The following is a 21,820-nucleotide window of genomic DNA, read 5'->3' on the forward strand; positions in this document are numbered from 1 at the left end:
GTCTACCTGTAGCAGACGGCTTTGGCGGCCTCGACGACTTCTGCCGCCGACGGCAGCGCGAGCTTCTCCAGGTTCGCGGCATAGGGCATCGGCACGTCCTTGCCGGAGACGCGCGTCACAGGCGCGTCCAGATAGTCGAAGGCGTTCTCCATGATGCGCGCGGCGATCTCGGCGCCGACGCCGCTCTGGGCCCAACCCTCTTCCACCGTGACGGCACGGCCAGTCTTCTTCACCGAGTTGATGATGGTCTCGGTGTCCATCGGACGCAGCGTGCGCAGGTCGATCACCTCGGCCTCGATGCCCTCTTTGGCAAGTTCATCGGCCGCCTTCAGCGCATAGGTCATGCCGTTCGACCAGGAGATGATCGAGACATGGCTGCCTGAGCGCACGATGCGGGCCTTGCCGATCGGGATCACGAAATCGTCGAGCTTCGGCACCTCTCCGGTGTGGCCGTAGAGCACCTCGTTCTCGAGGAAGATCACCGGATTGGGATCGCGAATCGCAGCCTTCAGAAGCCCCTTGTAATCGGCGGCCGAGAACGGCGCGACGACCTTCAGGCCCGGGACGTTCGAGTACCAGGCCGAATAATCCTGGCTGTGCTGGGCGGCGACGCGCGCAGCGGCGCCGTTGGGCCCGCGGAACACGATCGAGCAGCCCATCTGGCCGCCGGACATATAGAGCGTCTTGGCCGCGGAGTTGATGATCTGGTCGATCGCCTGCATGGCGAAGTTGAAGGTCATGAACTCGACGATGGGCTTGAGGCCCGTCATCGCGGCGCCGACGCCGACGCCGGCGAAGCCGTGCTCGGTGATCGGAGTGTCGATGACGCGCTTGGCGCCGAACTCCTGGAGCAGGCCCTGGGTGACCTTGTAGGCGCCCTGATATTCGGCGACCTCTTCGCCCATCACGAAGACGTCGGCGTCGCGGCGCATCTCTTCGGCCATGGCATCGCGCAAGGCTTCGCGGATGGTCTGCGTGATCATCTCGGTGCCGGCAGGCACCTCCGGATCCGGCTCGGCGACAGCCTGCGGGGCCGGCGCAACCTTGGGCGCGGGCACCTCGGCCTTTGCGGAGGCAGGCGGAGCGGACTCGGCAGCCTTCTGCGCGGCTGGTGCAGGCGCTTTGGCAAGATCGGCCGCGCTTTCGCCGTCGGCGAGGATGGTCGCGATCGGCGTATTCACCGCGACGTCGGCGGTCCCCTCGGGGATCAGGATCTTGCCGAGCGTCCCCTCGTCGGTCGCTTCGACCTCCATGGTCGCCTTATCGGTCTCGATCTCGGCGATGACATCGCCGGACTTGATCGTCTCGCCCTCTTTCTTCAGCCATTTGGCGAGGTTGCCCTTCTCCATCGTGGGCGACAACGCGGGCATCAGCACTTGAATTGGCATATCGACTCCAAAAGAAAGCTTGCGCGCGTTCAGCGGTAAACATCGGTCCAGAGCTCGGCGGCATCCGGCTCGGGATCATGCTGGGCGAAATCGGCTGACGCGTTGACGATGTCGCGCACCTCGGCGTCGATCGCCTTGAGATCGGCCTCGCTGACCTTGGCAGCCAAGAGGCGGTTACGCACCTGCTCGATCGGGTCCTGGTCGTGGCGGACCTTCTCGACCTCCTCGCGCGTGCGATATTTTGCAGGGTCGGACATCGAGTGGCCGCGATAGCGGTAGGTCTGCATCTCCAGGATGAAGGGACCCTTGCCGGCGCGGCACCAGGCGGCGGCTTCGTCGCCGGCGGCCTTGACGGCGCGGACGTCCATGCCGTCGACCTGCTTGCCGGGGATGTTGAAGGACGCACCGCGCTTGGAGAAATCCTGCTGCGCCGAGGCGCGCGAGACCGAGGTGCCCATGGCATAGCGGTTGTTCTCGATGACGTAGATCACCGGCAGCTTCCAGAGCTCCGCCATGTTGAAGCTCTCATAGACCTGGCCCTGGTTGGCCGCACCGTCGCCGAAATAGGTGACGCTGACATTGTCGTTGCCGCGGTAGTTATTGGCGAATGCCAGACCCGTGCCGAGCGATACCTGGGCGCCGACGATGCCGTGGCCGCCGTAAAAGTGCTTCTCCTTGCTGAACATGTGCATGGAGCCGCCCTTGCCCTTGGAATAGCCGCCGCGGCGGCCCGTGAGCTCGGCCATGACGCCGTTGGCATCCATCCCGGTGGCAAGCATGTGGCCGTGATCGCGGTAGCCGGTGATGACCTGATCGCCCTGCTTCAGGGCCATCTGCATGCCGACCACCACGGCCTCCTGGCCGATATAGAGGTGACAGAAGCCGCCGATCGCGCCCATGCCATAGAGCTGGCCGGCCTTTTCCTCGAACCGCCGGATCAGGAGCATGTCGCGGAGCGCCTTGAGCTCCTGCTCCCTCGTGAATTCCGGGGGCGAACCGCCGTCGGTCTTGTCCTGTGGAGTGCTTGCGGCGGCTTTCTTGGGTGCGGCCATGGGAATTCCGGGTCAGAGAAAACTTTCGTCCTCTCTAACCCAACTCAAACGCCCTTGGAAAGCACCGCAGCGGCATGGCACGACTTTCATTATGCCGCAGTGCAACGTGGCCGAAATATTGGAAAATCTTTGGCGCTGATCGGGCAACAAATCTATGCGCGCCATGTGCGCCTGCGGATTCGTGACCGGATCAAGAATTATGGACCATGCCGATCCGGGCCTTCGGAGCGGACGGCGCCAGGATGGCGCCGCCCTCTCCGCACCTCGATCAGAAGAAGCCGAGCTTCTTCGGGCTGTAGCTGACCAGGAGATTCTTGGTCTGCTGATAATGATCGAGCATCATCTTGTGGGTCTCGCGACCGACGCCCGACTGCTTGTAGCCGCCGAAGGCGGCATGGGCGGGATAGGCGTGGTAGCAGTTGGTCCAGACCCGGCCGGCCTGGATCGCCCGGCCGAAGCGGTAGCAGCGGTTGGCATCGCGGCTCCAGACGCCGGCCCCGAGGCCGTAGAGCGTGTCGTTGGCGATCTCGAGCGCCTCGTCGTCGTTCTTGAAGGTCGTGACCGAGACCACGGGGCCGAAGATCTCCTCCTGGAAGATTCGCATCTTGTTGTGGCCCTCGAACACGGTCGGCTTGACATAGAAGCCGCCGGCGAGATCGCCGCCGAGCTCGGCACGTCCGCCGCCGGCGAGCACCTTGGCCCCCTCCTGCTTGCCGATGTCGATGTAGGACAGGATTTTTGCGAGCTGCTCGCCGGATGCCTGGGCGCCGATCATGGTGGCGGCATCGCGCGGGTCGCCCTGCTTGATCGCCGCGACGCGCTTCAGCGCCCGCTCCATGAAGCGGTCATAGATGTCCGCATGGACCAGCGCGCGGCTCGGACAGGTGCAGACCTCGCCCTGATTCAGCGCGAACATGACGAAGCCTTCGATCGCCTTGTCGAAGTAATCGTCGTCCTCGGCGGTGACGTCGTTGAAGAAGATGTTCGGCGACTTGCCACCGAGCTCCAGCGTGACCGGAATGAGGTTCTGGCTGGCATATTGCATGATCAGCCGGCCCGTCGAGGTCTCGCCGGTGAACGCGATCTTGGCGATGCGCGGGCTCGAGGCCAGCGGCTTGCCGGCTTCCAGACCAAAGCCGTTGACGATGTTGAGGACGCCGGGCGGCAGCAGGTCGCCGATGATCTCGGCCCAGACCATGATCGAGGCCGGGGTCTGCTCGGCAGGCTTCAGCACGACGCAATTTCCGGCGGCGAGCGCGGGGGCGAGCTTCCAGCAGGCCATCAGCAGCGGGAAGTTCCAGGGGATGATCTGGCCGACCACGCCGAGCGGCTCGTGGAAATGATAGGCGATGGTGTCGTGGTCGATCTCGCCGATCGAGCCTTCCTGGGCGCGCACGACGCCGGCGAAGTAGCGGAAGTGATCGATGGCGAGCGGGATGTCGGCGGCGCGGGTCTCACGGATCGGCTTGCCGTTGTCCCAGGTCTCGGCAATGGCGAGACGCTCGAGATTTTCTTCCATGCGGTCGGCGATCCGGTTCAGGACCGCGGCGCGCTCGGCGACGCTGGTACGGCCCCAGGCGCCCTTGGCAGCATGCGCCGCGTCGAGGGCCGCCTCGACGTCCTGCGCGTCCGAGCGCGCGATCTTGCAGACGATCTGGCCGTTCACCGGCGAGGCATTGTCGAAATATTTGCCGGAGATCGGCGCGACGAACTTGCCGCCGATGAAGTTGTCATAGCGTTCGGCAAAGGGAACTTTGGTCACATTGAGGAATTCCACCTTGTTCATTGATCACTCCCGATGTTTGCTGTTTGCGCAATTCGTCGCGTGGTCGCGACTTGCGCCGACGATGTCGCGGGAGATGTTTTCTGTCAGCCCCGATGGGAGCGATGGCGGGGCCGACCTGTCGCAGTTCTGCGACACACACTCGTGTCCCGGCTCATTCTCGTGTCCCGGACGCGCTGCAACGCTCTTCGCGTTGCTGCGCAGAGCCGGGACCCAGGCGAACGGGAGAATGCTGAGACATGGGCCCCGGCTCTGCAGCGCACCACGTCGCAAGGGCGACGCGCTGCGCTGCGTCCGAGGCACGAGACCGGAATTTCGAGCGCACGGTTTCAGGGAAATAGCGCGGCCTAGTGGTTCAGCTCGAACCGCTTGAGCTTCCTGTGCAGCGTGGCGCGGCTGACGCCGAGGGCCTTGGCGGCCGCCGAGACATTGCCGCCGGCGCGGAGCAGCGCCCGCTGCACCACCGCGCGCTGGCCGCCGGCAAGATGATCGCGTGCGGGTTCGCCGCCGAGCAGATCGGCTGCGGGCACCGGCTGCAACGCCCGGCCGGGAGCAATTCCCAGCGCCGCCCGGGCGGAGCGGGTCGCGCCGATCACGAGATCGTCCGCATCGACCGCAATGAGGCCGCCGCATTGGCCGTCCGCAGCTTGCGTCAGCACGATGCGGGCATGGGCGAAGGCCCTGCGGAACAGATCGGCCTCGATACGTTTGGCCGCCTCGCCCGTCGCAAGCGCGATCAGACTGGAAAACGCGTCGGTGCGGTCGGCGCGGCAGGAGGAGACGTCGAGCACGCCCGCAAGCGCCGCCTCATGGTCGTAGATCGGAACGGCGGTGCAGCTCAGAAGCGTGTTGCGGGTGAAGAAATGTTGGTCGCGGTCGATCGTCAGCGGACGCTGCTCGACGAGGCAGGTGCCGATGCCGTTGGTGCCCTCGTGCTCCTCGCTCCAGAGCGCACCGGTCCACAGCCCCCAGGATTGAAACGTGGCATCGTCCGCCGCCGTGCCGCGACGATCGACCGGCACGCCCTCGCCGTCGGCGAGCAGCACGCAGCAACCGCTCGCGCCGACCGCCTGATAGAGCCGGTCCATCGCGCCTTGCGCCGCGGCCAGCAGCGGCGCGATGCGCTCGCGCGCCTCGTGCAGCTCGGCTTCGGTCAGCCGCATCGGCGAGGTGCGGCCGCCGGGATCGAGATGATGCAATCTGGACGAACGGCGCCACGAGGCCACGAGCGCGGATCGTGCCGCCTGGCCTGACGCGATGGCGGCCTCGACGCGAGCCGCGTGATGCCGGGGCATTGACCCATTCATCACTGTTTCCTCCGGATGACAGACTAGATCGTGCCGGCGCCACCCGTTTGATCTGCGTCAACTTCGGCGAGCGCCACAGAAGCCATGACCCCGCCGCGGCACTGCCGTCAAGGCGGTCGCCCGGTTCCGGACTTACGACCTTCGCAGGAGGAAAGGCACGGTGGTCGGATTTCGGCGGCGGCTTTCGCTGTCGGTTTCGAAAGCTTGCGGAAAACGCTACTTCGCCGGGATCATCCGAACGAGATCACGCGGATTGACGTAATCGAGCTGGAAGCGCGCCCGCTCGTCCAGCATGTCGGGGTCGATCCGCTCGGACCGCAGCAGCGACACCCGCTGCTCGCTCCTGGCGCGCTCACGCTTGAGCTGGGCCAGTTCGCTGGTCAGCGCGATGATCTCCTGGTCGAGCTCCTGGCGGGCGTTGAGGCCGTATTTGCCGGTATAGGCGTTGACGCCGAAATAGCCGACGATGGCGGCCGCCATCGCGTAGAGGGCAAGACCGGTCAGGATCGATTTCAGGCGCGCGCGGGAGACCATCTTGGGAAGATGAGACAGGTTGGTTAAGGGAGTGCTAATCAGCCCCTGCCCGTCGTCATGCCCGGGCTTGTCCCGCCTGCGCGGCCGAAGCCGCTTCGGCGCGGCGAAGGCCCGGGCATCCACGTTCTTCGTCGCTCGGGGCCAAGACGTGGATGGCCGGGACATCCAGCGCGAAGAGACGCTTCGCGCTTTTGCCCGGCCATGACGGAGAGTTGGGCAAGCTTCGGCGGAAAAGCCTCAGCCGTGGTGCTTGGCGACGTGCGCGGCGAAGGCGTCGATATAGGCCTGGAGCACGGGCTTCAGCGAGTCCTTGGTGAGGTTGCCTTCGGCGTCGAAGGCGTCGCCGACCGCATTCAGATAGAACTCCGGCTGCTGCATGATCGGGCCCGCAATGCCCGGCAGGATGTTCTGAAGCGTCTTTGCGGCGCTGACGCCGCCGAGCGGACCCGGCGAGTTCGAGACGATGCCGACCGGCTTGCCGTTGAACGAGCTCTTGCCGTAGGGCCGCGAGGCGACGTCGATGGCGTTCTTCAGGACGCCGGGGATCGCGCGGTTGTATTCCGGCGTGACGAAAATGACGCCGTCCGACTTCTGAAGCTTGTCGCGGAAGGCCAGCCAGTCCGCGGGCGGCGCGCCCTCGAGGTCCTGGTTGAAGAACGAGATGCCCGCCGGCGTGACGACCTCGAGCTTGAGCGTATCCGGCGCAAGCTTGGCCAGCGCATTGGCGATCTTCAGCGAAAAGCTGTCCTTGCGCAGGCTGCCGGCGATCGTGACGATGTTGTAGGCCATGGATTGTCCTTGAGGGCTTGAGCTGGAGTGCCGCGACGGCACTTAAGCGATCTCGTGTGGTGGATGCAAGTGCATGAACCCGCCCGATTTGGAAACGCTGTGTTTCGCGAAAGCAGACGTTTGGGCCGTCGCCGGGATGGAGCGCCGGCGTAACCCAGGGCCCTACCCCAAGCTACGCCGGTCCCGGATGATGCTGCGCTCCATCAGGGCTACAATTCAGTGCTCGTGGATGCGATCCAAAACAATCGGGCCGCCAAGTGGCGGCCCGAACGTACGCGCAAAGCTGCAGGTCCCGATCAGATCGTCGGATTCCACGCCGACGGGATCAGGCGATATTTGGCGCCGTCCTTCTCGACATGGCCGACCGCCGGGAACGTGAAGTGGAAGCCGATGACGGTCGCCTTCTCCGCCGCCGCCATGTCGTAGAATTTGTGGCGGGTCTCCTGCGCCAGCGCGGCATCGTTGTCGAACATCACGTGCCAGTCGGGATTGCGCAGGAAGAATTCCGGGATGTTGGTGACGTCGGACTGGATCAGCACCTTGGCATCGCCGGACGCGACAGCGAACGAGGTGTGGCCCGGCGTGTGGCCCGGGGTTGCGATCGAGGTGATACCCGGCGCGACCTCCTTGCCCCACTCGTATTTGGTCACCTTGGATTCGAGGCCGGCGAAGGTCTTCTTCACGTTGGCGAAGTAATTCTTCATCATCGGATTGGACTCGGCCTTGGCGGCGTTGCCCTCGCTGGTCCAGAACTCCCAGTCCTTGCCCGGCACCATGATCTCCGCATTGGGGAATGCGAGCGCGCCGTCGGCGAGACGAATGCCATTGGTGTGATCGGGGTGCAGATGTGAGAGCAGCACCACGTCAATGTTCTTCGCCTCGACGCCGGCAGCCTGGAGATTTTGCAGGGTGCGGCCGACGGCGCCCTTGCTGGCTTCGAAATTCGCAATGCCGTTGCCGGTGTCGATCAAGACGAGCTTGGAGCCGGTGTTGATGAGCTGCGGGTTGAACGGCACCGTGACCATGCCCTTCGGCATGTAGGCCGCCTCGCCGGCGGCCAGCGCCTCGTCCTTCTGCAGGTTCGCGACGAACTTGTCCGGCATCGGGAAGGTGCGCGCACCGTCATTGATCGACGTGCACTCGAAAGCGCCGACCTTGTAGCGATAGAAGCCCGGCGCCTGCGTCCCGGCCTGCGGCACCGCGGCATTGACGGCGGCCGGTCGGAGGCCGGTTACTGCAGCCGCGCCGACGGCAGCGGCGCCAGCGAGCAAATGACGACGATTGAGATCGGTCATGGAGTCCCCTTCTGAGCCTTGCGGTTTTCCGCATTCAATGGCGGCGGAATAATCCCCCGCTTCGCTCAGAAGGCAAGACCTTCCTTCGATGACCTGCCGTCGCAGATCACGATTATTTATTTGGGTTGATGAGGAATTTTTCGCCAGTGGCACGTTTGGCGTACACGGCGATGTTGGCGGGATCAAGCACCTCGGTCAGCGACACCACCTTGGTGTAGTGGCTGGCGAAGGTGGTCTTGAGCTCGGACGCGACGCGCTGGCGCAACCGTCCGATCTCGGCCGGGCCGATGTTCTGGAGGAACGGCGTCAGCAGCCAGCCACCGACGCCCCAGGTCAGTCCGAACGACCGGCTCAATTCGGTCGGACGGTTGTCCAGGCTGCCGTAAATGTAGATCTGCTTGTACACGTTGGAGCCGTAGCGGCTGTATTCCTTCGCCGTCTTGTTGGCGGCAACTTCCATGGCGGTCAGAATCTGGCTGGCCAGCTTGCCGCCGCCGATGGCATCGAAGGCGATCGTGGCGCCGGTCTCGACCAGCGCATTGGTGAGATCGTCTGTGAAGCTCGGCGCGCTGGAATCCACGACGTGCTTGGCGCCGATCTTGTGCAGGATATCGGCCTGCTCCTTGCTCCGGACGATGTTGACGAGGCCGATGCCGTCCTTGATGCAGATCTTGTTGAGCATCTGGCCGAGATTGGACGCAGCCGCCGTGTGCACGAGCGCCTTGTGGCCCTCCCGCCGCATCGTCTCGGTCATGCCGAGCGCGGTCAGCGGATTGACGAACCAGGACGCGCCGTCGGCGGCCGTGGTGCCCGCCGGCAGCTCCATGACGTCGCGGACCTTCAGCACGCGGTACTGCGTGTACATCGCGCCGCCGATCATCGACACCGTCTTGCCGATCAGCGCCTTCGCAGCGTCCGACGATCCGGCCGCGATCACCGTGCCGGCGCCCTCGTTGCCGACCGGCAGCGACTGATCGAGCCGGGCTCCCATCATCCGCATCGCAGCCTCCGGCATTGTCGCGGTGATGACCGGCATCTCCTTCGTGCCGGACGCCTTGGCGGCGGACATGTCGGCCGGCCCGATCAGGAGGCCGAGATCGGACGGGTTGATCGGCGTGGCCTCGACGCGAACCACGACCTCATCGTCGGCCGGCTCCGGCGTCGGGACATTCACGAGCGACAATTCCAGCTCGCCGCTCTTCTTCAGCAGCGAACGCAGTTGCAGTCCGGTCTTGCCGTCGCTCATGTCGATCCTCCCCTGTCCGTCTTTTCTCGAGTCGAAGCGCTGGCTTATGCCAGCGCCTTCAGTGCCGCCTTGCCGCCGTACAGCGCCTGCTTGCCGAGCTGCTGCTCGATGCGCAGGAGCTGATTGTATTTGGCGGTGCGGTCGGAACGTGCAAGGGAGCCGGTCTTGATCTGACCGCAATTGGTGGCGACCGCGAGGTCGGCGATGGTGGAATCCTCGGTTTCGCCGGAGCGGTGCGACATCACCGAGGTGTAGCCGGCCTTGTGGGCCATCTCGACGGCGGCGAGTGTCTCGGTCAGGGTGCCGATCTGGTTGACCTTGATCAGGATCGAGTTGGCGCGGCCGGTCTTGATGCCGTCGGCGAGGCGCTTGACGTTGGTGACGAAGAGGTCGTCGCCGACGAGCTGGCACTTCTTGCCGATGAGATCGGTGAGCTCCTTCCAGCCGTCCATGTCGTCTTCCGACATGCCGTCCTCGATGGTCACGATGGGATAACGGCCGACAAGGTCCGCAAGGTACTTGGCCTGCTCCGAGATCGAGCGGGTCTTGCCCTCGCCTTCATAGACGTACTTGCCCCCCTTGAAGAACTCGGTCGAGGCGCAGTCGAGCCCGAGCACGATGTCGCTGCCCGCCTTGAATCCGGCCTTACCGATCGCGTTCATCACGAATTCCAGCGCGGCGTCGGCCGACGGCAGGTTCGGGGCGAAGCCGCCCTCGTCGCCGACATTGGTGTTGTGGCCGGCCTTCTTCAGCTCCGACTTCAGGGTGTGGAAGACTTCAGCGCCATAGCGCAGGCCTTCAGCGAAGGAGGACGCGCCGACCGGCAGGATCATGAACTCCTGGAAGTCGATCGGGTTGTCGGCGTGCACGCCGCCATTGATGATGTTCATCATCGGCACCGGCAACAAGCGCGCCGACGTGCCGCCGACATACCGATAGAGCGGCATGTCGAGCGAATTCGCGGCCGCCTTGGCGCAGGCGAGCGAGACGCCAAGGATGGCGTTGGCCCCGAGCCGGCTCTTGTTCGGCGTGCCGTCGAGGTCGATCATGATCTGGTCGATCTGGGCCTGCTGCTCGGCATCGAGACCACTGAGGGCCTCGAAGATCTCGCCGTTGACGGCACCAACCGCCTTGGAGACGCCCTTGCCGAGATAGCGAGCCTTGTCGCCGTCGCGCAGCTCCACCGCCTCATGGGCACCGGTGGAGGCGCCCGACGGCACCGCGGCCCGGCCGAGCGCGCCATCCTCCAGAACGACATCGACCTCGACGGTGGGATTGCCCCGGCTATCGAGGATTTCGCGGCCGATGATGTCAATGATGGCGGTCATGATGTGCACTTCCGTTCGTTGGAGCTGATCGGTTCGCCGCGGGTCTTACACGGGCCGCAAGCAAATGTGAACGCTTGAGGGGGGCACTTCGACTGACGCGTGAAGTCGCCAGGATTAAGGTCGCGGGCATCGGGTCTGTGCGTGCATCCTCAATCCCAAGCAGTCGGGGTAACGCCATGAATCGCCGCCAGTTTCTTGCTTCCAGCACCGCCCTGTTCGTGGCTCGCCCAAGTTTTGCCCAAGAGGGCCCGTTCCGGACAAAATACTTCCCGATCAGTGCCGGTATCGGCCTGCACGATCTCACGCCCGCCCCTGACGGTTCGGTCTGGTTCACGGCGCAGGGCAAGGGCTTGCTCGGCAGGCTCGATCCCCGGGATGGCAGTTTCAAGACCGTCGGCCTCGGTCAGGGCGCCGCTCCGCATGGCGTGACCATCGGCCCCGATGGCGCGCCCTGGATCACCGAGGGCGGCCAGAACGCGATCGCACGGGTCGATCCCGGCGATCTCAAGGTCACGCTGTTCCGCCTGCCGGAAAAGTTCGCCTCGGCCAATCTCAACACCGGCGTGTTCGACAAGGAAGGCACTTACTGGTTCACCGGCCAGTCCGGCTATTACGGCCGGCTCGCGCCGAAGTCCGGCGACATGAATGTGTTCAGGGCGCCCAAGGGCGTCGGCCCCTATGGCATCACCGTGACGCCCAAGGGCGAGGTCTGGTACGCCTCGCTTGCCGGCAGCTATATCGCCAGGATCGATCTGGCGACCGGCCATGCCAGCGTTGTCGAGCCGCCAACGCCAAGCCAGGGATCGCGGCGCGTCTGGTCGGATTCGAAGAGCCGGATCTGGGTCAGCGAGTGGAACAGCGGCCATGTCTCGGTCCACGATCCCGCCGATGGGTCGTGGAAGAGCTGGAAGCTGCCGGGCGAACGTCCCCGCGCCTACGCCGTCTTCGTCGACGACAAGGACAAGGTCTGGCTGACCGACTTCTCCGCCAACGCGATTGTCCGCTTCGATCCCGCCACCGAGCGGTTCAACGTGTTCGCGAGCGACAAGGCCAACGCCAATGTGCGCCAGCTCGACGGCCGACCGGGCGAACTCTGGGGCTGCGAGTCCGGCAACGATCGCATCGTGCTGATCCAGACAATTGCCGCCGGTTGACGGCAGCGGCATTTGCGTCCATCCCGGCATCCTCTGGAGCGCGATCTTGTCGCGCTCCGATTTCTGTTGAGCATGATCTTTCGGAAAACCGGTGCCCACTTTGCGCTAACGCGGCCCTTCGGGTCCGGATCATGCTCCAAAGGATGTGACGACGATGGCGAAGAAATCCCTCCAGCTCGGCCGCGCGGTCGAATGGCCGCACACACCGGAAGATGCCCAGCTCGACCGCGTGCCCAATCCGCAAAAGGGCACCGACTATCTGGTGCGCTTCACCGTGCCGGAATTCACCTCGCTCTGCCCGGTCACGGGCCAGCCGGATTTCGCGCATCTGATGATCGACTACGCGCCGGGTGCGTGGCTGCTGGAATCGAAATCGCTCAAACTCTACATCGCGAGCTTCCGCAATCACGGCGCGTTCCACGAGGACTGCACCGTCATGATCGGCAAGCGCATTGCGAGCGAGATCAAGCCGAAATGGCTGCGGATCGGCGGCTACTGGTATCCGCGCGGTGGCATCCCGATCGACGTGTTCTGGCAGACCGGCCGCGTGCCCAAGGGCCTGTGGGTGCCCGAGCAAGGCGTTGCGCCCTATCGCGGGCGGGGTTAGCGGCCAACCGGTCGCATTTTCCGCGGCTTTGGAACGCGACAAAGTTGGCGCTGGCAACCATACTCGTCCTACAAATTGGCGGCGAGATAGCGCACGGTCTTCGCGCCGTTTTCGATGGTTGCCCTTCCAACCTCGACAAAGCCCAGGGCTGCATGGAATCTGTCGGAGACAGGGTTGGGCGGATCGAGGTTCACCTCGCAAACGACGCGGATATGGCCGAACTCCCCCGCGCGCTCCAGCAGATGGGCGTAGAGCAAGCGTCCGATACCGTGGCGCCGGTACGCCTCGGCAACGATAACCCGGTCGACATAGAGAAATCTGTCGAACCGACCGCGAAACCAAAGAAAGTGTCCGCCGTCGTAGTCGTCGGATTGTTCGAACGCCAGCAGAAGCGCTGCGCCGGGTTGAACGAACAGCGCCAGTCGTGCCGATCCGATCAATCGGTCGAACCGCTCCGGCGTGAGCAACGAAGTCTCGCGCGCGCTCGCATTGTTCAGGTGGAGCAGCGCGTCCCTTTTCGGCTCGCGGTGAAGGTCTTCGATCTCAAATTGCGTTGACATGGCGCAGGACACACAGGTGATGATCTGGACAATAGACCAGGCGCCTCTCGCCCGACAGCCCTCGCGGCAGGGGCGACAGATGGCTGCCGGGTTAGTCCCCACACCACAGCTCTCAAACGCGCGCATCCGCCGGCGCACGCTGCTTGAGCAGCCGAGCGCAGACGAAGCCCAGCACGACCATGATCGCGGCGCTCGCGAACAGGGTCGGCATCTTGCCGGCATGCTGGAGCCCGAAGCCATAGGCGAGCGGCCCGACCGTCTGTCCCATGAAGAAGAAGAACGAATGCAGCGACAGCGCGGTGGCGCGCGCCTCGACCGAGAGCTCACTGGCGAACACCTGGAGACAGCCATGGGCGATGTAGAAGCCCCAGCCCATGACGATGAGATTGAGCGCCTGGACCTCCCAGCGCGGCCCGAAGGCCACGGCGACGAGTTGTGAGGCGACCAGCGTCATGCCCGCGATCATCATGCCCTTCATGCCCAGCCAGGGCAGCAGGCGCGACACCGTCAGCGTGTAGAACAAACCGCCGACCGCAAAGCCCGCGATGACGATGCCGGCGATCGACAGCGACGTCTGCCCGAGCTCGAACAGGAACGAGGCGATATAGGGAAACAGGCCGAGCACGCAGCAGCCTTCGACGAACACCGCCGAATAGCAGACATAGGCATTGGGGTTGGTGAAGATGGTGCGATAGCCGGCCTTCAGCGCCGACAGGCTGGTCTTCGGCGGATGCTTGACCTTGGCGCCGTGAAAGCCGGCGGCGACCGCGATCGACGCCACGATCACGAGCCCGCCGAGCACCGCAAGCACGCCGCGCCAGCCGAGAAAATCGCCGATCAGGCCGGAAGCCGAGGCGCCGAGCAGATTGCCGGTCATGGCGCCGGCAAGCGTGCGGCTGATCGCGACCTGGCGTTTCTCGGGCCCGACGAGATCGCTGGTCAGGCTCAGCGCCACCGGAAACACGCCGCCGGAACCGATGCCGGCGAGGATGCGGGTCGCAAACAGAACCGAGAACGAGGACGAGAGCGCGCCGAGGATGTTGGCAAGGCCGAGCAGCGCGAGGCAGCCGATCATCAGCCGCGTCTTGCCGAACAGATCGGCGGCAGCGCCGACAATGGGTTGGATGATCGAGAAGGTGAAGGCGAACACCGCGGCAAAGCCTGCGGCGGTGGCAATGCTGACGCCAAAATCCTCGGCGACGTGCGGCAACACCGGGTCGAGTGCGCGCGCCGAAAGCGCCGCGGCGAAGCTAGCTCCTGATATGACGTAGAGCGCTGTCGGCAGGCCGTGATCGTGCGACCGCGCCTCGCCTTGCTGCATCAGCGCAGGTTCTTTGCCAGCGCGTCGAACGCCTTCAGCCTGGCGATCAGCCCCTCGAACTCGCGCAGCGGCACCATGTTGGGCCCATCGGACGGCGCGCGATCGGGATCGGGATGGGTCTCGATGAAGACACCGGCGACGCCGACCGCCACGGCGGCGCGTGCGAGCACCGGCACGAATTCGCGCTCGCCGCCCGACGAGGTCCCCTTCCCGCCCGGCTGCTGCACCGAATGAGTGGCGTCGAAGATGACAGGCGCGCCGGTGGTCCGCGCCATGATCGGCAGCGCACGCATGTCGGAGACCAGCGTGTTGTAGCCGAAAGACGCCCCGCGCTCGGTGACGAGCACGTTGGGATTATCAGCGCTGGTAATCTTCGTGACGACATTGGCCATGTCCCAGGGCGCCAGGAACTGCCCCTTCTTGACGTTGACGACCTTGCCGGTTGCGGCGGCAGCCAGCAGCAGATCGGTCTGCCGGCAGAGGAAGGCGGGGATCTGCAGGATGTCCACGGCCTGCGCCACCTCGGCGCATTGCGCGGCATCGTGCACGTCGGTCAGGACAGGCAGGCCGAGCGAGGAGCGGATTTCGGCGAAGATCGGCAGCGACTGCGCGAGGCCCAGCCCGCGCGCCGCCGACGCGCTGGTGCGGTTGGCCTTGTCGAACGAGGTCTTGTAGACGAGGCCGATGTTCAGCCGTGCCGCGATCTCCTTGAGCGCGGAGGCGACCTCCAGCGCATGCTGGCGGCTTTCGAGCTGGCAGGGTCCTGCAATGATCGAGATCGGCAGATCATTGCCGAACTTGACCGTGCCAATGGTGACGACCGGCGCCGCTGAATGCGAAGAGCTCAAGACAAATCCCTCGTTTCGGCGCGACCATAGCCGCCATGAGGGTCGGATCAACCCTATTCGGCCAGGGCCGGTCGAATATCAGGGTTGCGCCGGGGTCCCCGGCGCCGCCCTTGCATCGGCAGGTTCCTACTTCACCGCCGAGAAGGCAGTCGGCGTCAGGAGCTGGCTGACGATATTGCCGACGATCTGGCCGTCCGCTTCGCTCTCGGCGCGTGCTTTCATCCAATCCGGATCGGTCATGAACGCGCCCCACTTCTTCTCGCGCTCGGCGAGTGAGTCCCAGGCCAGGAAATAGGTCAGCTCCTGATTGGAGTCACCGATCAGCGTCGTGAAGAATCCGGCCTGCTTGATGCCGTGCTTCTCCCAGATCTTCAGCGTCGCGGTCTCGAATCGCTTGAGCAGCGCCGGCAGTCGGCCCGGCACGCAACGATAGATGCGCATTTCGTAGATCATTCTTGTTCCTCCCTGACCAAGTCGGGCGGTTATAACGACTGGCCCTGACGGTGTCTTGAGCCCCGCCCGACCGCCCCTGTCGCGTTCCGCGCATGGCTGGGGCCCGCTCAAGGCCACTCTGTCGCGGCCGGTTCCCGCAATGCTGCCGCAATGGTACGGCCGCTAGAATGGCACGGGTGAGGTTGAGGTGCCGGATCATGCGGATTTTGCTCGTCGAGGACGAGGCCGAAATGGCCGACGCGCTGGCGTCGGCGCTGAAGCGCTACGACATGGTGGTGGACCATGCCCCTACGCTCGCCGAGGCGGAGGAGGCCATTTCTGCCGACGTCCACGCCGCCGTCCTGCTCGATCGCCAGCTTCCCGATGGCGACGGTCTCGCCTTGATCCCGAAGCTGAGGGCCCGCGCCGACGGGGTGCCGATCATCGTGTTGACGGCGCGCGGCGAGGTCGCCGACCGCGTCGCCGGGCTCGATCGCGGCGCCGACGACTATCTGGCCAAACCGTTTGCCGTCGAGGAGCTGCTGGCGCGGCTGCGCGCGGTGCTGCGGCGGCCGGCCGGCCTCTCCCCTGATGTGATCCGCGCCGGCCGCCTCGCCTTCGACCTCAGTCACCGCGAGGCCAGCATCGACGGTGTGCCGCTCGAGCTGCCGCGCCGGGAGCTGCTGGTGCTCGAGGCCCTGGTCCGCCGCATGGGCCGGACCGTGCTGCGCTCGGCGCTCGAAGAGGCGGTCTACAATTTCGACGACGAGATCCAGTCGAACGCGCTCGACACGCACGTGTCGCGGCTCCGGCGAAAGCTCGCGGAAGCCGATGCGGGCATCGAGATCCACGCAATCCGTGGCGTCGGCTATCTTCTCAAGAAGCTGATATGAGCAAGCACGACGATCCCTATTGCCTGCGCTCGCGGCTGAGCTGGCGCCTGCTCTCGCTTCAGGCCGCGATCCTGGTCGCGCTGGTTGCGGTCGTCCTCGCCGGGCTCTGTGCCTCCGGCTTCGTGCTGGCCGAGCGCGACGAGGATCGCGTCATCGACGTCGTCCAGCACGCGCTCACACGCGAGGCGCAAGGCGGATTGGCCTTGCAGCCGACCGCAGAGCTGAAGCAGTTGCGCAGTGAAACACCTGACCTCTGGTTTCTGGTGCGCGACCGGCAAGGCCACTCGCTCAGCGAAGGCACCGTGCCGGCCGAATTCGCTGCGATCGGCAACGGCCTCGACCAGATCAGCCAGGCGCGGCTCGGCTGGCAGATGTTCGAGGACAATCCGCACAAGCCGGCGGCACGGCTGAAGCGGGTCGACACCGATGCGGGCAACGTGCAGGTCATCACGGCGACACAAGGACGTCTGACCGGCGCCAGGGCGCTGTACATGACATCCCTTGCGTTCCTCGGCATCGCCCTGCCCGGCCTGCTGCTGATGGGAACGGCGACGTTCATCGCCACGCCGATGATCGTGCGGCGCGCGTTCAGGGGGCTCGATAGCGCAGCGGACGAGGCGCGGCGCATCGACATCCATCAGCGCGGCGCGCGGCTGCCGGTGGAGCGCATCCCGCTGGAGGTCATGCCGCTCGTGAGCGCGATCAACGACGCGCTGGCGCGGCTCGACCAGGGTTATGCCCGCCACAAACGCTTCGTCGCCGACGCCGCGCACGAGCTTCGTACGCCGATCGCGATCCTGAACACCCGGCTGGAGTCACTGGCCCCTGGGCCGGACAAGACCCGTCTGCTGGAGGATTCCGCGCGGCTGGCGACGCTCGCCGAACAATTGCTCGATATCCAGCGGATCGACCGCTGCGGCCATCCCTTCACGCGCGTCAATCTCGTCACCGTTGCGCAAAGCGTCGCCGCCGATCTCGCGCCGCTGGCGATTGCCGCCGGCTACGAGCTGGCCCTCGACGCGCCGGCGACACCGATCGAGACCATCGGCGATGCGGCGGCGCTGGAGCGCGCGCTGACCAATCTCGTGCAGAATGCAATCCAGCACGGCCCGCGCCGCGGCACGATCGGGATTCGCGTCAGCAGGCCTGCGAGCATCGAGGTCGCGGACGAAGGCGCCGGCATTCCCGCCGGTCAGCGCGAGCAGATCTTCGAGCCGTTCTACCGGCTGACGCCGCTCGATCGCGGTGCCGGCCTCGGCCTCAACATGGTGCGCGAGATCGTGCAGCTGCATGGCGGCCACGTTTCGGTCGCGGACGGACCGGAGGGCGGCGCCTGTTTCCGGATGACGCTGCTGGAAATGCGGCAGAGCTGATTCAATTCGCATTCGCACAGGTCAGCGCAATGCTGTCGCAATGCGCTCCCGCGACACTGCATGCGTCGCACCTCATTGAGGTGCAAAGCAAGATTCCGGAGTGCGCATGCCCAACGATTTTCTTTCCTTCTTCCTGTCCTGGATGTCGTCCCCGCGTCGGGTTGGCGCGGTCGCACCGTCGGGTGCGGCGCTCGCCGATCTCATCACGCGCGAGATCAGCGCAACGACGGGTCCGATCCTCGAGCTCGGTCCCGGCACCGGCGCGTTCACCTACAAGCTGCTCAAGCGCGGCGTCCGTCCGCAGGACCTCACGCTGATCGAATACGGCTCCGACTTCATGAAGCTCCTGCAGATGCGCTTTCCCGGGGCGCGCGTGCTGTGGATGGACGCAGGCCGGCTTGCGACCGAGCGCCTCTATGATGGCGCTCCCGTCGGCGCCGTCGTGAGCGGCCTGCCGCTGCTCAACATGTCAACGCGCAAGGTCGTCTCGATCATCGGTGGCGCTTTCAGCTATGTCCGCCCTGGCGGCGCCTTCTACCAGTTCACCTACGGCATGAGCTGCCCGGTGCCGCGGCCCGTGCTCGATCGGCTCGGCCTGCGCGCCAAGCTCGTCGATCGCGCCTTGCTGAACGTGCCACCTGCCGCCGTCTACAGGCTGACGCGGCGGCCGCAGATGAAGATCGTCGCGGGATCGGTTGCGCCTGAATCATCCGCACGGGCCGCGCCGGAGCCGATGCAGCGCACGCGCGACTACTCCGCCGCGCGCTGAGCCGTCAGACCAGCCGGCTCTGCACCATCGCCGCCTGAATGAACGAGGCGAACAGCGGATGCGGCTCGAACGGCCGCGACTTCAGCTCGGGGTGGAACTGGACGCCGATGAACCAGGGATGGTCCTCGTACTCGACGATCTCAGGCAGCACGCCGTCGGGCGACAGGCCTGAGAATTTCAAACCGTGCTGCTCGAGGCGGGCCTTGTAGGCGGTGTTGACCTCGTAGCGATGGCGGTGGCGCTCGGAAATCTCGGTCGCGCCGCCATAGACCTGCGAGACGCGGCTGCCGCGGTTGAGCGCAGCGGGATAAGCGCCGAGTCGCATGGTGCCGCCGAGATCGCCGGCCTGCGAGCGCTTCTCGAGCTCGTTGCCGCGCAGCCACTCCGTCATCAGGCCGACCAGCGGCTCCTTGGTCGGGCCGAACTCGGTGGAATTGGCGTCCTCGATGCCGACGAGATTTCGTGCGGCCTCGATCACCGCCATCTGCATGCCGAAGCAGATGCCGAAATACGGCACGTCGCGTTCGCGCGCGAACTGCGCCGCGCGGATCTTGCCTTCCGCACCGCGCTGACCGAAGCCGCCGGGCACCAGGATGCCGTTGACGTGCTCGAGGAACGGCGCGGGATCTTCCTTCTCGAAGATCTCGCTCTCGATCCAGTCGAGGTTGACCTTGACCTTGTTGGCGATGCCGCCATGCGAGAGCGCCTCGATCAGCGACTTATACGCATCCTTCATGCCGGTATATTTGCCGACGATGGCGATGGTCACGTCGCCCTCGGGATTGCGGATGCGTTCGTTGATCTGGTGCCAGCTCTTGAGCACCGGCGGGATGCGCGCTTCGATACCGAAGGCGGCAAGCACTTCGTCGTCGAGGCCTGCCGCGTGATAGGCTTCGGGCACGGCGTAGATGCTGTCGGCGTCGCGCGCCTCGATCACGGCGCTTTCGCGCACGTTACAAAACAGACCCAGCTTGCGCCGCTCTTCCTTCGGAATCTCGCGGTCGGTGCGGCAGAGCAGGATGTCCGGCTGAATGCCGATCGAGCGCAGCTCCTTCACGGAGTGCTGCGTCGGCTTGGTCTTCAACTCACCGGCGCTCGGAATGTAAGGCAGGAGCGTGAGGTGAATGTAGATGGCGTGATCGCGCGGCAATTCGTTCTTGAGCTGGCGGATCGCCTCGAAGAACGGCAGGCCCTCGATGTCGCCGACGGTGCCGCCGATCTCGACCAGCACGAAGTCGTAATCGTCGTTGCCGGAGAGGACGAATTCCTTGATGGCGTTGGTGACGTGCGGAACCACCTGGATGGTCGCGCCGAGATAATCGCCGCGGCGCTCCTTGGAGATGATGTCCTGGTAGATGCGTCCCGTGGTGATGTTGTCCTGCTTGGTCGCAGGTCGGCCGGTGAAGCGCTCGTAGTGACCGAGATCGAGATCGGTCTCCGCGCCGTCATCGGTCACGAACACTTCGCCGTGCTGATACGGCGACATCGTTCCGGGATCGAGGTTGAGATAGGGGTCGAGCTTGCGGAGGCGGACCTTGTAGCCCCGGGCTTGCAACAGCGCACCGAGTGCCGCTGAAGCCAGACCCTTGCCGAGCGAAGAAACCACGCCGCCGGTGATGAAGATGTACCGCGCCATGGGACTTAACCTCTAATCCCTCGAATTCGATTCGCCAAAGCGATTCGTATTCCGCCCCAAAGATTCTGCGGGCCTGTGGGTGAGCCAAAACTAAGAGTGGTGACAGTGCCTTGATGGGGATTGTTGATGCAGGACGGTAGCCACCGCCCTGCATGGCCCCCCTGCTTTATTGCGAACGAGGCACCTGCGGGCCGCTCGGAGCTGGCGCCTGCTGCTGCTCGTCGGCCTTCTTCAGCGAATCCAGGATGCCGCCCGAGGTCGGCGGCGCGATCGGCGATCCGCCGGCCGGCTGGCCCTGCGACGCCGGCGTGCCGATGATCGACGACGGCGCGCGGCTGTAGCCCGCATGCCAGGACAGGAACATGCTGGTGAGGAAGAAGCCAGCGGCGAGGATCGCTGTGGTCCGCGTCAAGAGGTTCGCGGTGCCGCGGCTCGACATGAAGCCTGCGCCGCCGCCCATGCCGAGGCCGCCGCCTTCCGACTTCTGGAGCAGGACGGCGCCGATCATGACGGCGACGATCATGAGGTGGATGACGATGACAACGGTCTGCATAGTGTCCTTCCGTCACAAGCGGGCGGCGCCTGACGGCGGCCGATCGCGCTTCGCGGGTTTCCTGAAGTTGCGCGGTGTTACACGATCAGAGGGGGCATTGCCACCCCCGATCAGGTCCGGATCAGCCGCTTTGAGGTTAGCTAGGGGCAGCCCTTGGCGATCGCAAGGAAATCAGCCGCCTTCAGGCTGGCGCCGCCGACCAGGGCGCCGTTGACGTTCTTGACCGCCATCAGCTCGGCCGCATTCGAGGGCTTGACCGAGCCGCCATAGAGGATGCGCATCTTCGCCCCGTCGGTTTTGAACCGGGAGGTCAGGACCTCCCGGATAAACCCATGAATCTGCTCGACATCCTTGGCTGTGGGGGTGAGCCCGGTGCCGATCGCCCAGACCGGCTCATAGGCCACGATGAGATTCGCGGCCGTCGAGCCCTCAGGCAGCGAGCCGGCGAGCTGCCCGCGCAGGATGTCCAGGGTCTGGCCGGCGTCGCGCTGGGCCTGAGTCTCGCCGATGCAGACAATCGCCGTCGCACCGGCGCGCCAGACGGCCTCGGCCTTCTGCCGGATCAGGGCATCGCCCTCGCCGTGGTCGGCGCGGCGCTCGGAATGGCCAACGATGATGGCCGTTGCCCCGGCATCAGCCAGCATTTCGGCGGCGATATCGCCGGTATGGGCACCGGAGGCCTTGGGGTGGCAATCCTGGGCGCCGACCCCGACTTTCTTGCCGCGCGCCTTGTCGGCGAAGGTGGCAATCAGGGTCGCAGGCGGGCAGACCAGCAGATCGGCCTTGCCGCTCACCCCGGCCGCACCGTCGAGCATGGCGTCGAACTCGGCAGCCTGGGCCTTCAGGCCGTTCATTTTCCAATTGCCGGCGATCAGGGGGCGGATGGCGTCGGTCATGTCAATTTCCAGCAAAATGAGGTTTGTGCATGCGCTAGCAGAGGACCTGCTGCAGT

At 65.2% G+C, this 21,820-nt stretch carries 21 protein-coding genes; 5 read left to right on the forward strand and 16 right to left on the reverse strand.

Annotated elements, in window-relative coordinates; all coding sequences use genetic code 11:
- Positions 1–2: 2 nt before the first annotated feature.
- From XI03_RS16675 to eno, 9 genes are all read right to left on the reverse strand, one after another.
- Positions 3–1,388 (reverse strand): pyruvate dehydrogenase complex E1 component subunit beta, encoded by a 1,386-nt coding sequence (locus tag XI03_RS16675; RefSeq protein ID WP_271592708.1) that lies wholly within the window; start codon positions 1,386–1,388, stop codon positions 3–5.
- Positions 1,389–1,417: 29 nt separating this feature from the next.
- Positions 1,418–2,440 (reverse strand): pyruvate dehydrogenase (acetyl-transferring) E1 component subunit alpha, encoded by a 1,023-nt coding sequence (pdhA, locus tag XI03_RS16680; RefSeq protein WP_028141597.1) that lies wholly within the window; start codon positions 2,438–2,440, stop codon positions 1,418–1,420.
- Between the two features lie 268 nt (positions 2,441–2,708).
- A complete protein-coding gene (gene adh / locus XI03_RS16685; protein WP_028141596.1) occupies positions 2,709–4,226 on the reverse strand; it encodes an aldehyde dehydrogenase in 1,518 nt (505 codons plus the stop codon).
- Between the two features lie 344 nt (positions 4,227–4,570).
- Positions 4,571–5,530: a helix-turn-helix domain-containing protein gene (locus XI03_RS16690; RefSeq protein WP_271592709.1), complete on the reverse strand. Its 960-nt coding sequence runs from the start codon at positions 5,528–5,530 to the stop codon at positions 4,571–4,573.
- Between the two features lie 216 nt (positions 5,531–5,746).
- On the reverse strand, positions 5,747–6,064 hold the full coding sequence (locus XI03_RS16695; RefSeq protein ID WP_028141594.1) for an FtsB family cell division protein: 318 nt from the start codon (positions 6,062–6,064) through the stop codon (positions 5,747–5,749).
- Positions 6,065–6,301: 237 nt separating this feature from the next.
- Positions 6,302–6,853 carry an NADPH-dependent FMN reductase gene (locus tag XI03_RS16700; RefSeq protein ID WP_271592710.1) on the reverse strand — a complete coding sequence of 184 codons (552 nt, stop codon included), beginning with the start codon at positions 6,851–6,853 and terminating at the stop codon, positions 6,302–6,304.
- Between the two features lie 296 nt (positions 6,854–7,149).
- Positions 7,150–8,148, reverse strand: a complete 999-nt coding sequence (locus XI03_RS16705; protein WP_095424095.1) for an MBL fold metallo-hydrolase — start codon at positions 8,146–8,148, stop codon at positions 7,150–7,152.
- A gap of 112 nt (positions 8,149–8,260) precedes the next feature.
- Positions 8,261–9,394 (reverse strand): zinc-binding dehydrogenase, encoded by a 1,134-nt coding sequence (locus XI03_RS16710; protein ID WP_028141591.1) that lies wholly within the window; start codon positions 9,392–9,394, stop codon positions 8,261–8,263.
- A gap of 44 nt (positions 9,395–9,438) precedes the next feature.
- Positions 9,439–10,722 (reverse strand): phosphopyruvate hydratase, encoded by a 1,284-nt coding sequence (gene eno / locus XI03_RS16715; RefSeq protein WP_038949813.1) that lies wholly within the window; start codon positions 10,720–10,722, stop codon positions 9,439–9,441.
- 176 nt (positions 10,723–10,898) lie between these two features.
- On the opposite strand from eno, the gene XI03_RS16720 reads away from it, so the two are divergent.
- Both XI03_RS16720 and queF read left to right on the forward strand, forming a co-directional pair.
- Positions 10,899–11,876 carry a Vgb family protein gene (locus XI03_RS16720; RefSeq protein ID WP_271592711.1) on the forward strand — a complete coding sequence of 326 codons (978 nt, stop codon included), beginning with the start codon at positions 10,899–10,901 and terminating at the stop codon, positions 11,874–11,876.
- 154 nt (positions 11,877–12,030) lie between these two features.
- On the forward strand, positions 12,031–12,483 hold the full coding sequence (gene queF, locus XI03_RS16725; protein WP_038949812.1) for a preQ(1) synthase: 453 nt from the start codon (positions 12,031–12,033) through the stop codon (positions 12,481–12,483).
- 68 nt (positions 12,484–12,551) lie between these two features.
- Here the strand turns inward: queF and XI03_RS16730 are convergent, their stop codons facing one another.
- From XI03_RS16730 to XI03_RS16745, 4 genes are all read right to left on the reverse strand, one after another.
- Positions 12,552–13,043 carry a GNAT family N-acetyltransferase gene (locus XI03_RS16730; RefSeq protein ID WP_271592712.1) on the reverse strand — a complete coding sequence of 164 codons (492 nt, stop codon included), beginning with the start codon at positions 13,041–13,043 and terminating at the stop codon, positions 12,552–12,554.
- Positions 13,044–13,155: 112 nt separating this feature from the next.
- The gene (locus XI03_RS16735; protein WP_038949810.1) at positions 13,156–14,364 is read right to left on the reverse strand and encodes an MFS transporter; all 1,209 of its coding nucleotides are present in this window, start codon (positions 14,362–14,364) and stop codon (positions 13,156–13,158) included.
- Positions 14,364–15,212, reverse strand: coding sequence for a 3-deoxy-8-phosphooctulonate synthase (gene kdsA, locus XI03_RS16740; RefSeq protein WP_038971480.1), 849 nt, complete (start codon positions 15,210–15,212; stop codon positions 14,364–14,366). Before kdsA ends, XI03_RS16735 begins: the two co-directional genes overlap by 1 nt.
- Before the next feature lie 126 nt (positions 15,213–15,338).
- Positions 15,339–15,665 carry an NIPSNAP family protein gene (locus XI03_RS16745; RefSeq protein WP_028141584.1) on the reverse strand — a complete coding sequence of 109 codons (327 nt, stop codon included), beginning with the start codon at positions 15,663–15,665 and terminating at the stop codon, positions 15,339–15,341.
- 197 nt (positions 15,666–15,862) lie between these two features.
- On the opposite strand from XI03_RS16745, the gene XI03_RS16750 reads away from it, so the two are divergent.
- The 3 genes from XI03_RS16750 to XI03_RS16760 all read left to right on the forward strand — a co-directional run bounded on the left by XI03_RS16750 (position 15,863) and on the right by XI03_RS16760 (position 18,679).
- Positions 15,863–16,537 (forward strand): response regulator, encoded by a 675-nt coding sequence (locus tag XI03_RS16750; RefSeq protein WP_271592713.1) that lies wholly within the window; start codon positions 15,863–15,865, stop codon positions 16,535–16,537.
- Positions 16,534–17,910 carry a sensor histidine kinase gene (locus XI03_RS16755; RefSeq protein WP_271592714.1) on the forward strand — a complete coding sequence of 459 codons (1,377 nt, stop codon included), beginning with the start codon at positions 16,534–16,536 and terminating at the stop codon, positions 17,908–17,910. Before XI03_RS16750 ends, XI03_RS16755 begins: the two co-directional genes overlap by 4 nt.
- Positions 17,911–18,016: 106 nt before the next feature.
- Positions 18,017–18,679: a class I SAM-dependent methyltransferase gene (locus XI03_RS16760; RefSeq protein WP_271592715.1), complete on the forward strand. Its 663-nt coding sequence runs from the start codon at positions 18,017–18,019 to the stop codon at positions 18,677–18,679.
- A gap of 4 nt (positions 18,680–18,683) precedes the next feature.
- Here XI03_RS16760 and XI03_RS16765 read toward each other — a convergent pair whose 3' ends face one another.
- The 3 genes from XI03_RS16765 to tpiA all read right to left on the reverse strand — a co-directional run bounded on the left by XI03_RS16765 (position 18,684) and on the right by tpiA (position 21,764).
- Positions 18,684–20,315 carry a CTP synthase gene (locus XI03_RS16765; protein ID WP_028141581.1) on the reverse strand — a complete coding sequence of 544 codons (1,632 nt, stop codon included), beginning with the start codon at positions 20,313–20,315 and terminating at the stop codon, positions 18,684–18,686.
- A gap of 166 nt (positions 20,316–20,481) precedes the next feature.
- Entirely contained in the window at positions 20,482–20,868 is a 387-nt protein-coding gene (gene secG, locus XI03_RS16770; RefSeq protein ID WP_018320274.1) for a preprotein translocase subunit SecG, read from the reverse strand.
- A gap of 140 nt (positions 20,869–21,008) precedes the next feature.
- Entirely contained in the window at positions 21,009–21,764 is a 756-nt protein-coding gene (tpiA, locus tag XI03_RS16775) for a triose-phosphate isomerase (RefSeq protein WP_028141580.1), read from the reverse strand.
- Positions 21,765–21,820 lie beyond the last annotated feature (56 nt).

This window comes from Bradyrhizobium sp. CCBAU 65884 (assembly GCF_028128835.1).
Classification (GTDB): Bacteria; Pseudomonadota; Alphaproteobacteria; order Rhizobiales; family Xanthobacteraceae; genus Bradyrhizobium; species Bradyrhizobium ottawaense.

Bases quoted from the DNA above. Each gene is read 5' to 3' on its own strand.
- XI03_RS16675 (WP_271592708.1), bottom strand. From the start codon at position 1,388: ATGCCAATTCAAGTGCTGATGCCCGCGTTGTCGCCCACGATGGAGAAG.
- pdhA (WP_028141597.1), bottom strand. From the start codon at position 2,440: ATGGCCGCACCCAAGAAAGCCGCCGCAAGCACTCCACAGGACAAGACC.
- adh (WP_028141596.1), bottom strand. From the start codon at position 4,226: ATGAACAAGGTGGAATTCCTCAATGTGACCAAAGTTCCCTTTGCCGAA.
- XI03_RS16690 (WP_271592709.1), bottom strand. From the start codon at position 5,530: ATGAATGGGTCAATGCCCCGGCATCACGCGGCTCGCGTCGAGGCCGCC.
- XI03_RS16695 (WP_028141594.1), bottom strand. From the start codon at position 6,064: ATGGTCTCCCGCGCGCGCCTGAAATCGATCCTGACCGGTCTTGCCCTC.
- XI03_RS16700 (WP_271592710.1), bottom strand. From the start codon at position 6,853: ATGGCCTACAACATCGTCACGATCGCCGGCAGCCTGCGCAAGGACAGC.
- XI03_RS16705 (WP_095424095.1), bottom strand. From the start codon at position 8,148: ATGACCGATCTCAATCGTCGTCATTTGCTCGCTGGCGCCGCTGCCGTC.
- XI03_RS16710 (WP_028141591.1), bottom strand. From the start codon at position 9,394: ATGAGCGACGGCAAGACCGGACTGCAACTGCGTTCGCTGCTGAAGAAG.
- eno (WP_038949813.1), bottom strand. From the start codon at position 10,722: ATGACCGCCATCATTGACATCATCGGCCGCGAAATCCTCGATAGCCGG.
- XI03_RS16720 (WP_271592711.1), top strand. From the start codon at position 10,899: ATGAATCGCCGCCAGTTTCTTGCTTCCAGCACCGCCCTGTTCGTGGCT.
- queF (WP_038949812.1), top strand. From the start codon at position 12,031: ATGGCGAAGAAATCCCTCCAGCTCGGCCGCGCGGTCGAATGGCCGCAC.
- XI03_RS16730 (WP_271592712.1), bottom strand. From the start codon at position 13,043: ATGTCAACGCAATTTGAGATCGAAGACCTTCACCGCGAGCCGAAAAGG.
- XI03_RS16735 (WP_038949810.1), bottom strand. From the start codon at position 14,364: ATGCAGCAAGGCGAGGCGCGGTCGCACGATCACGGCCTGCCGACAGCG.
- XI03_RS16745 (WP_028141584.1), bottom strand. From the start codon at position 15,665: ATGATCTACGAAATGCGCATCTATCGTTGCGTGCCGGGCCGACTGCCG.
- XI03_RS16750 (WP_271592713.1), top strand. From the start codon at position 15,863: ATGCGGATTTTGCTCGTCGAGGACGAGGCCGAAATGGCCGACGCGCTG.
- XI03_RS16755 (WP_271592714.1), top strand. From the start codon at position 16,534: ATGAGCAAGCACGACGATCCCTATTGCCTGCGCTCGCGGCTGAGCTGG.
- XI03_RS16760 (WP_271592715.1), top strand. From the start codon at position 18,017: ATGCCCAACGATTTTCTTTCCTTCTTCCTGTCCTGGATGTCGTCCCCG.
- XI03_RS16765 (WP_028141581.1), bottom strand. From the start codon at position 20,315: ATGGCGCGGTACATCTTCATCACCGGCGGCGTGGTTTCTTCGCTCGGC.
- secG (WP_018320274.1), bottom strand. From the start codon at position 20,868: ATGCAGACCGTTGTCATCGTCATCCACCTCATGATCGTCGCCGTCATG.
- tpiA (WP_028141580.1), bottom strand. From the start codon at position 21,764: ATGACCGACGCCATCCGCCCCCTGATCGCCGGCAATTGGAAAATGAAC.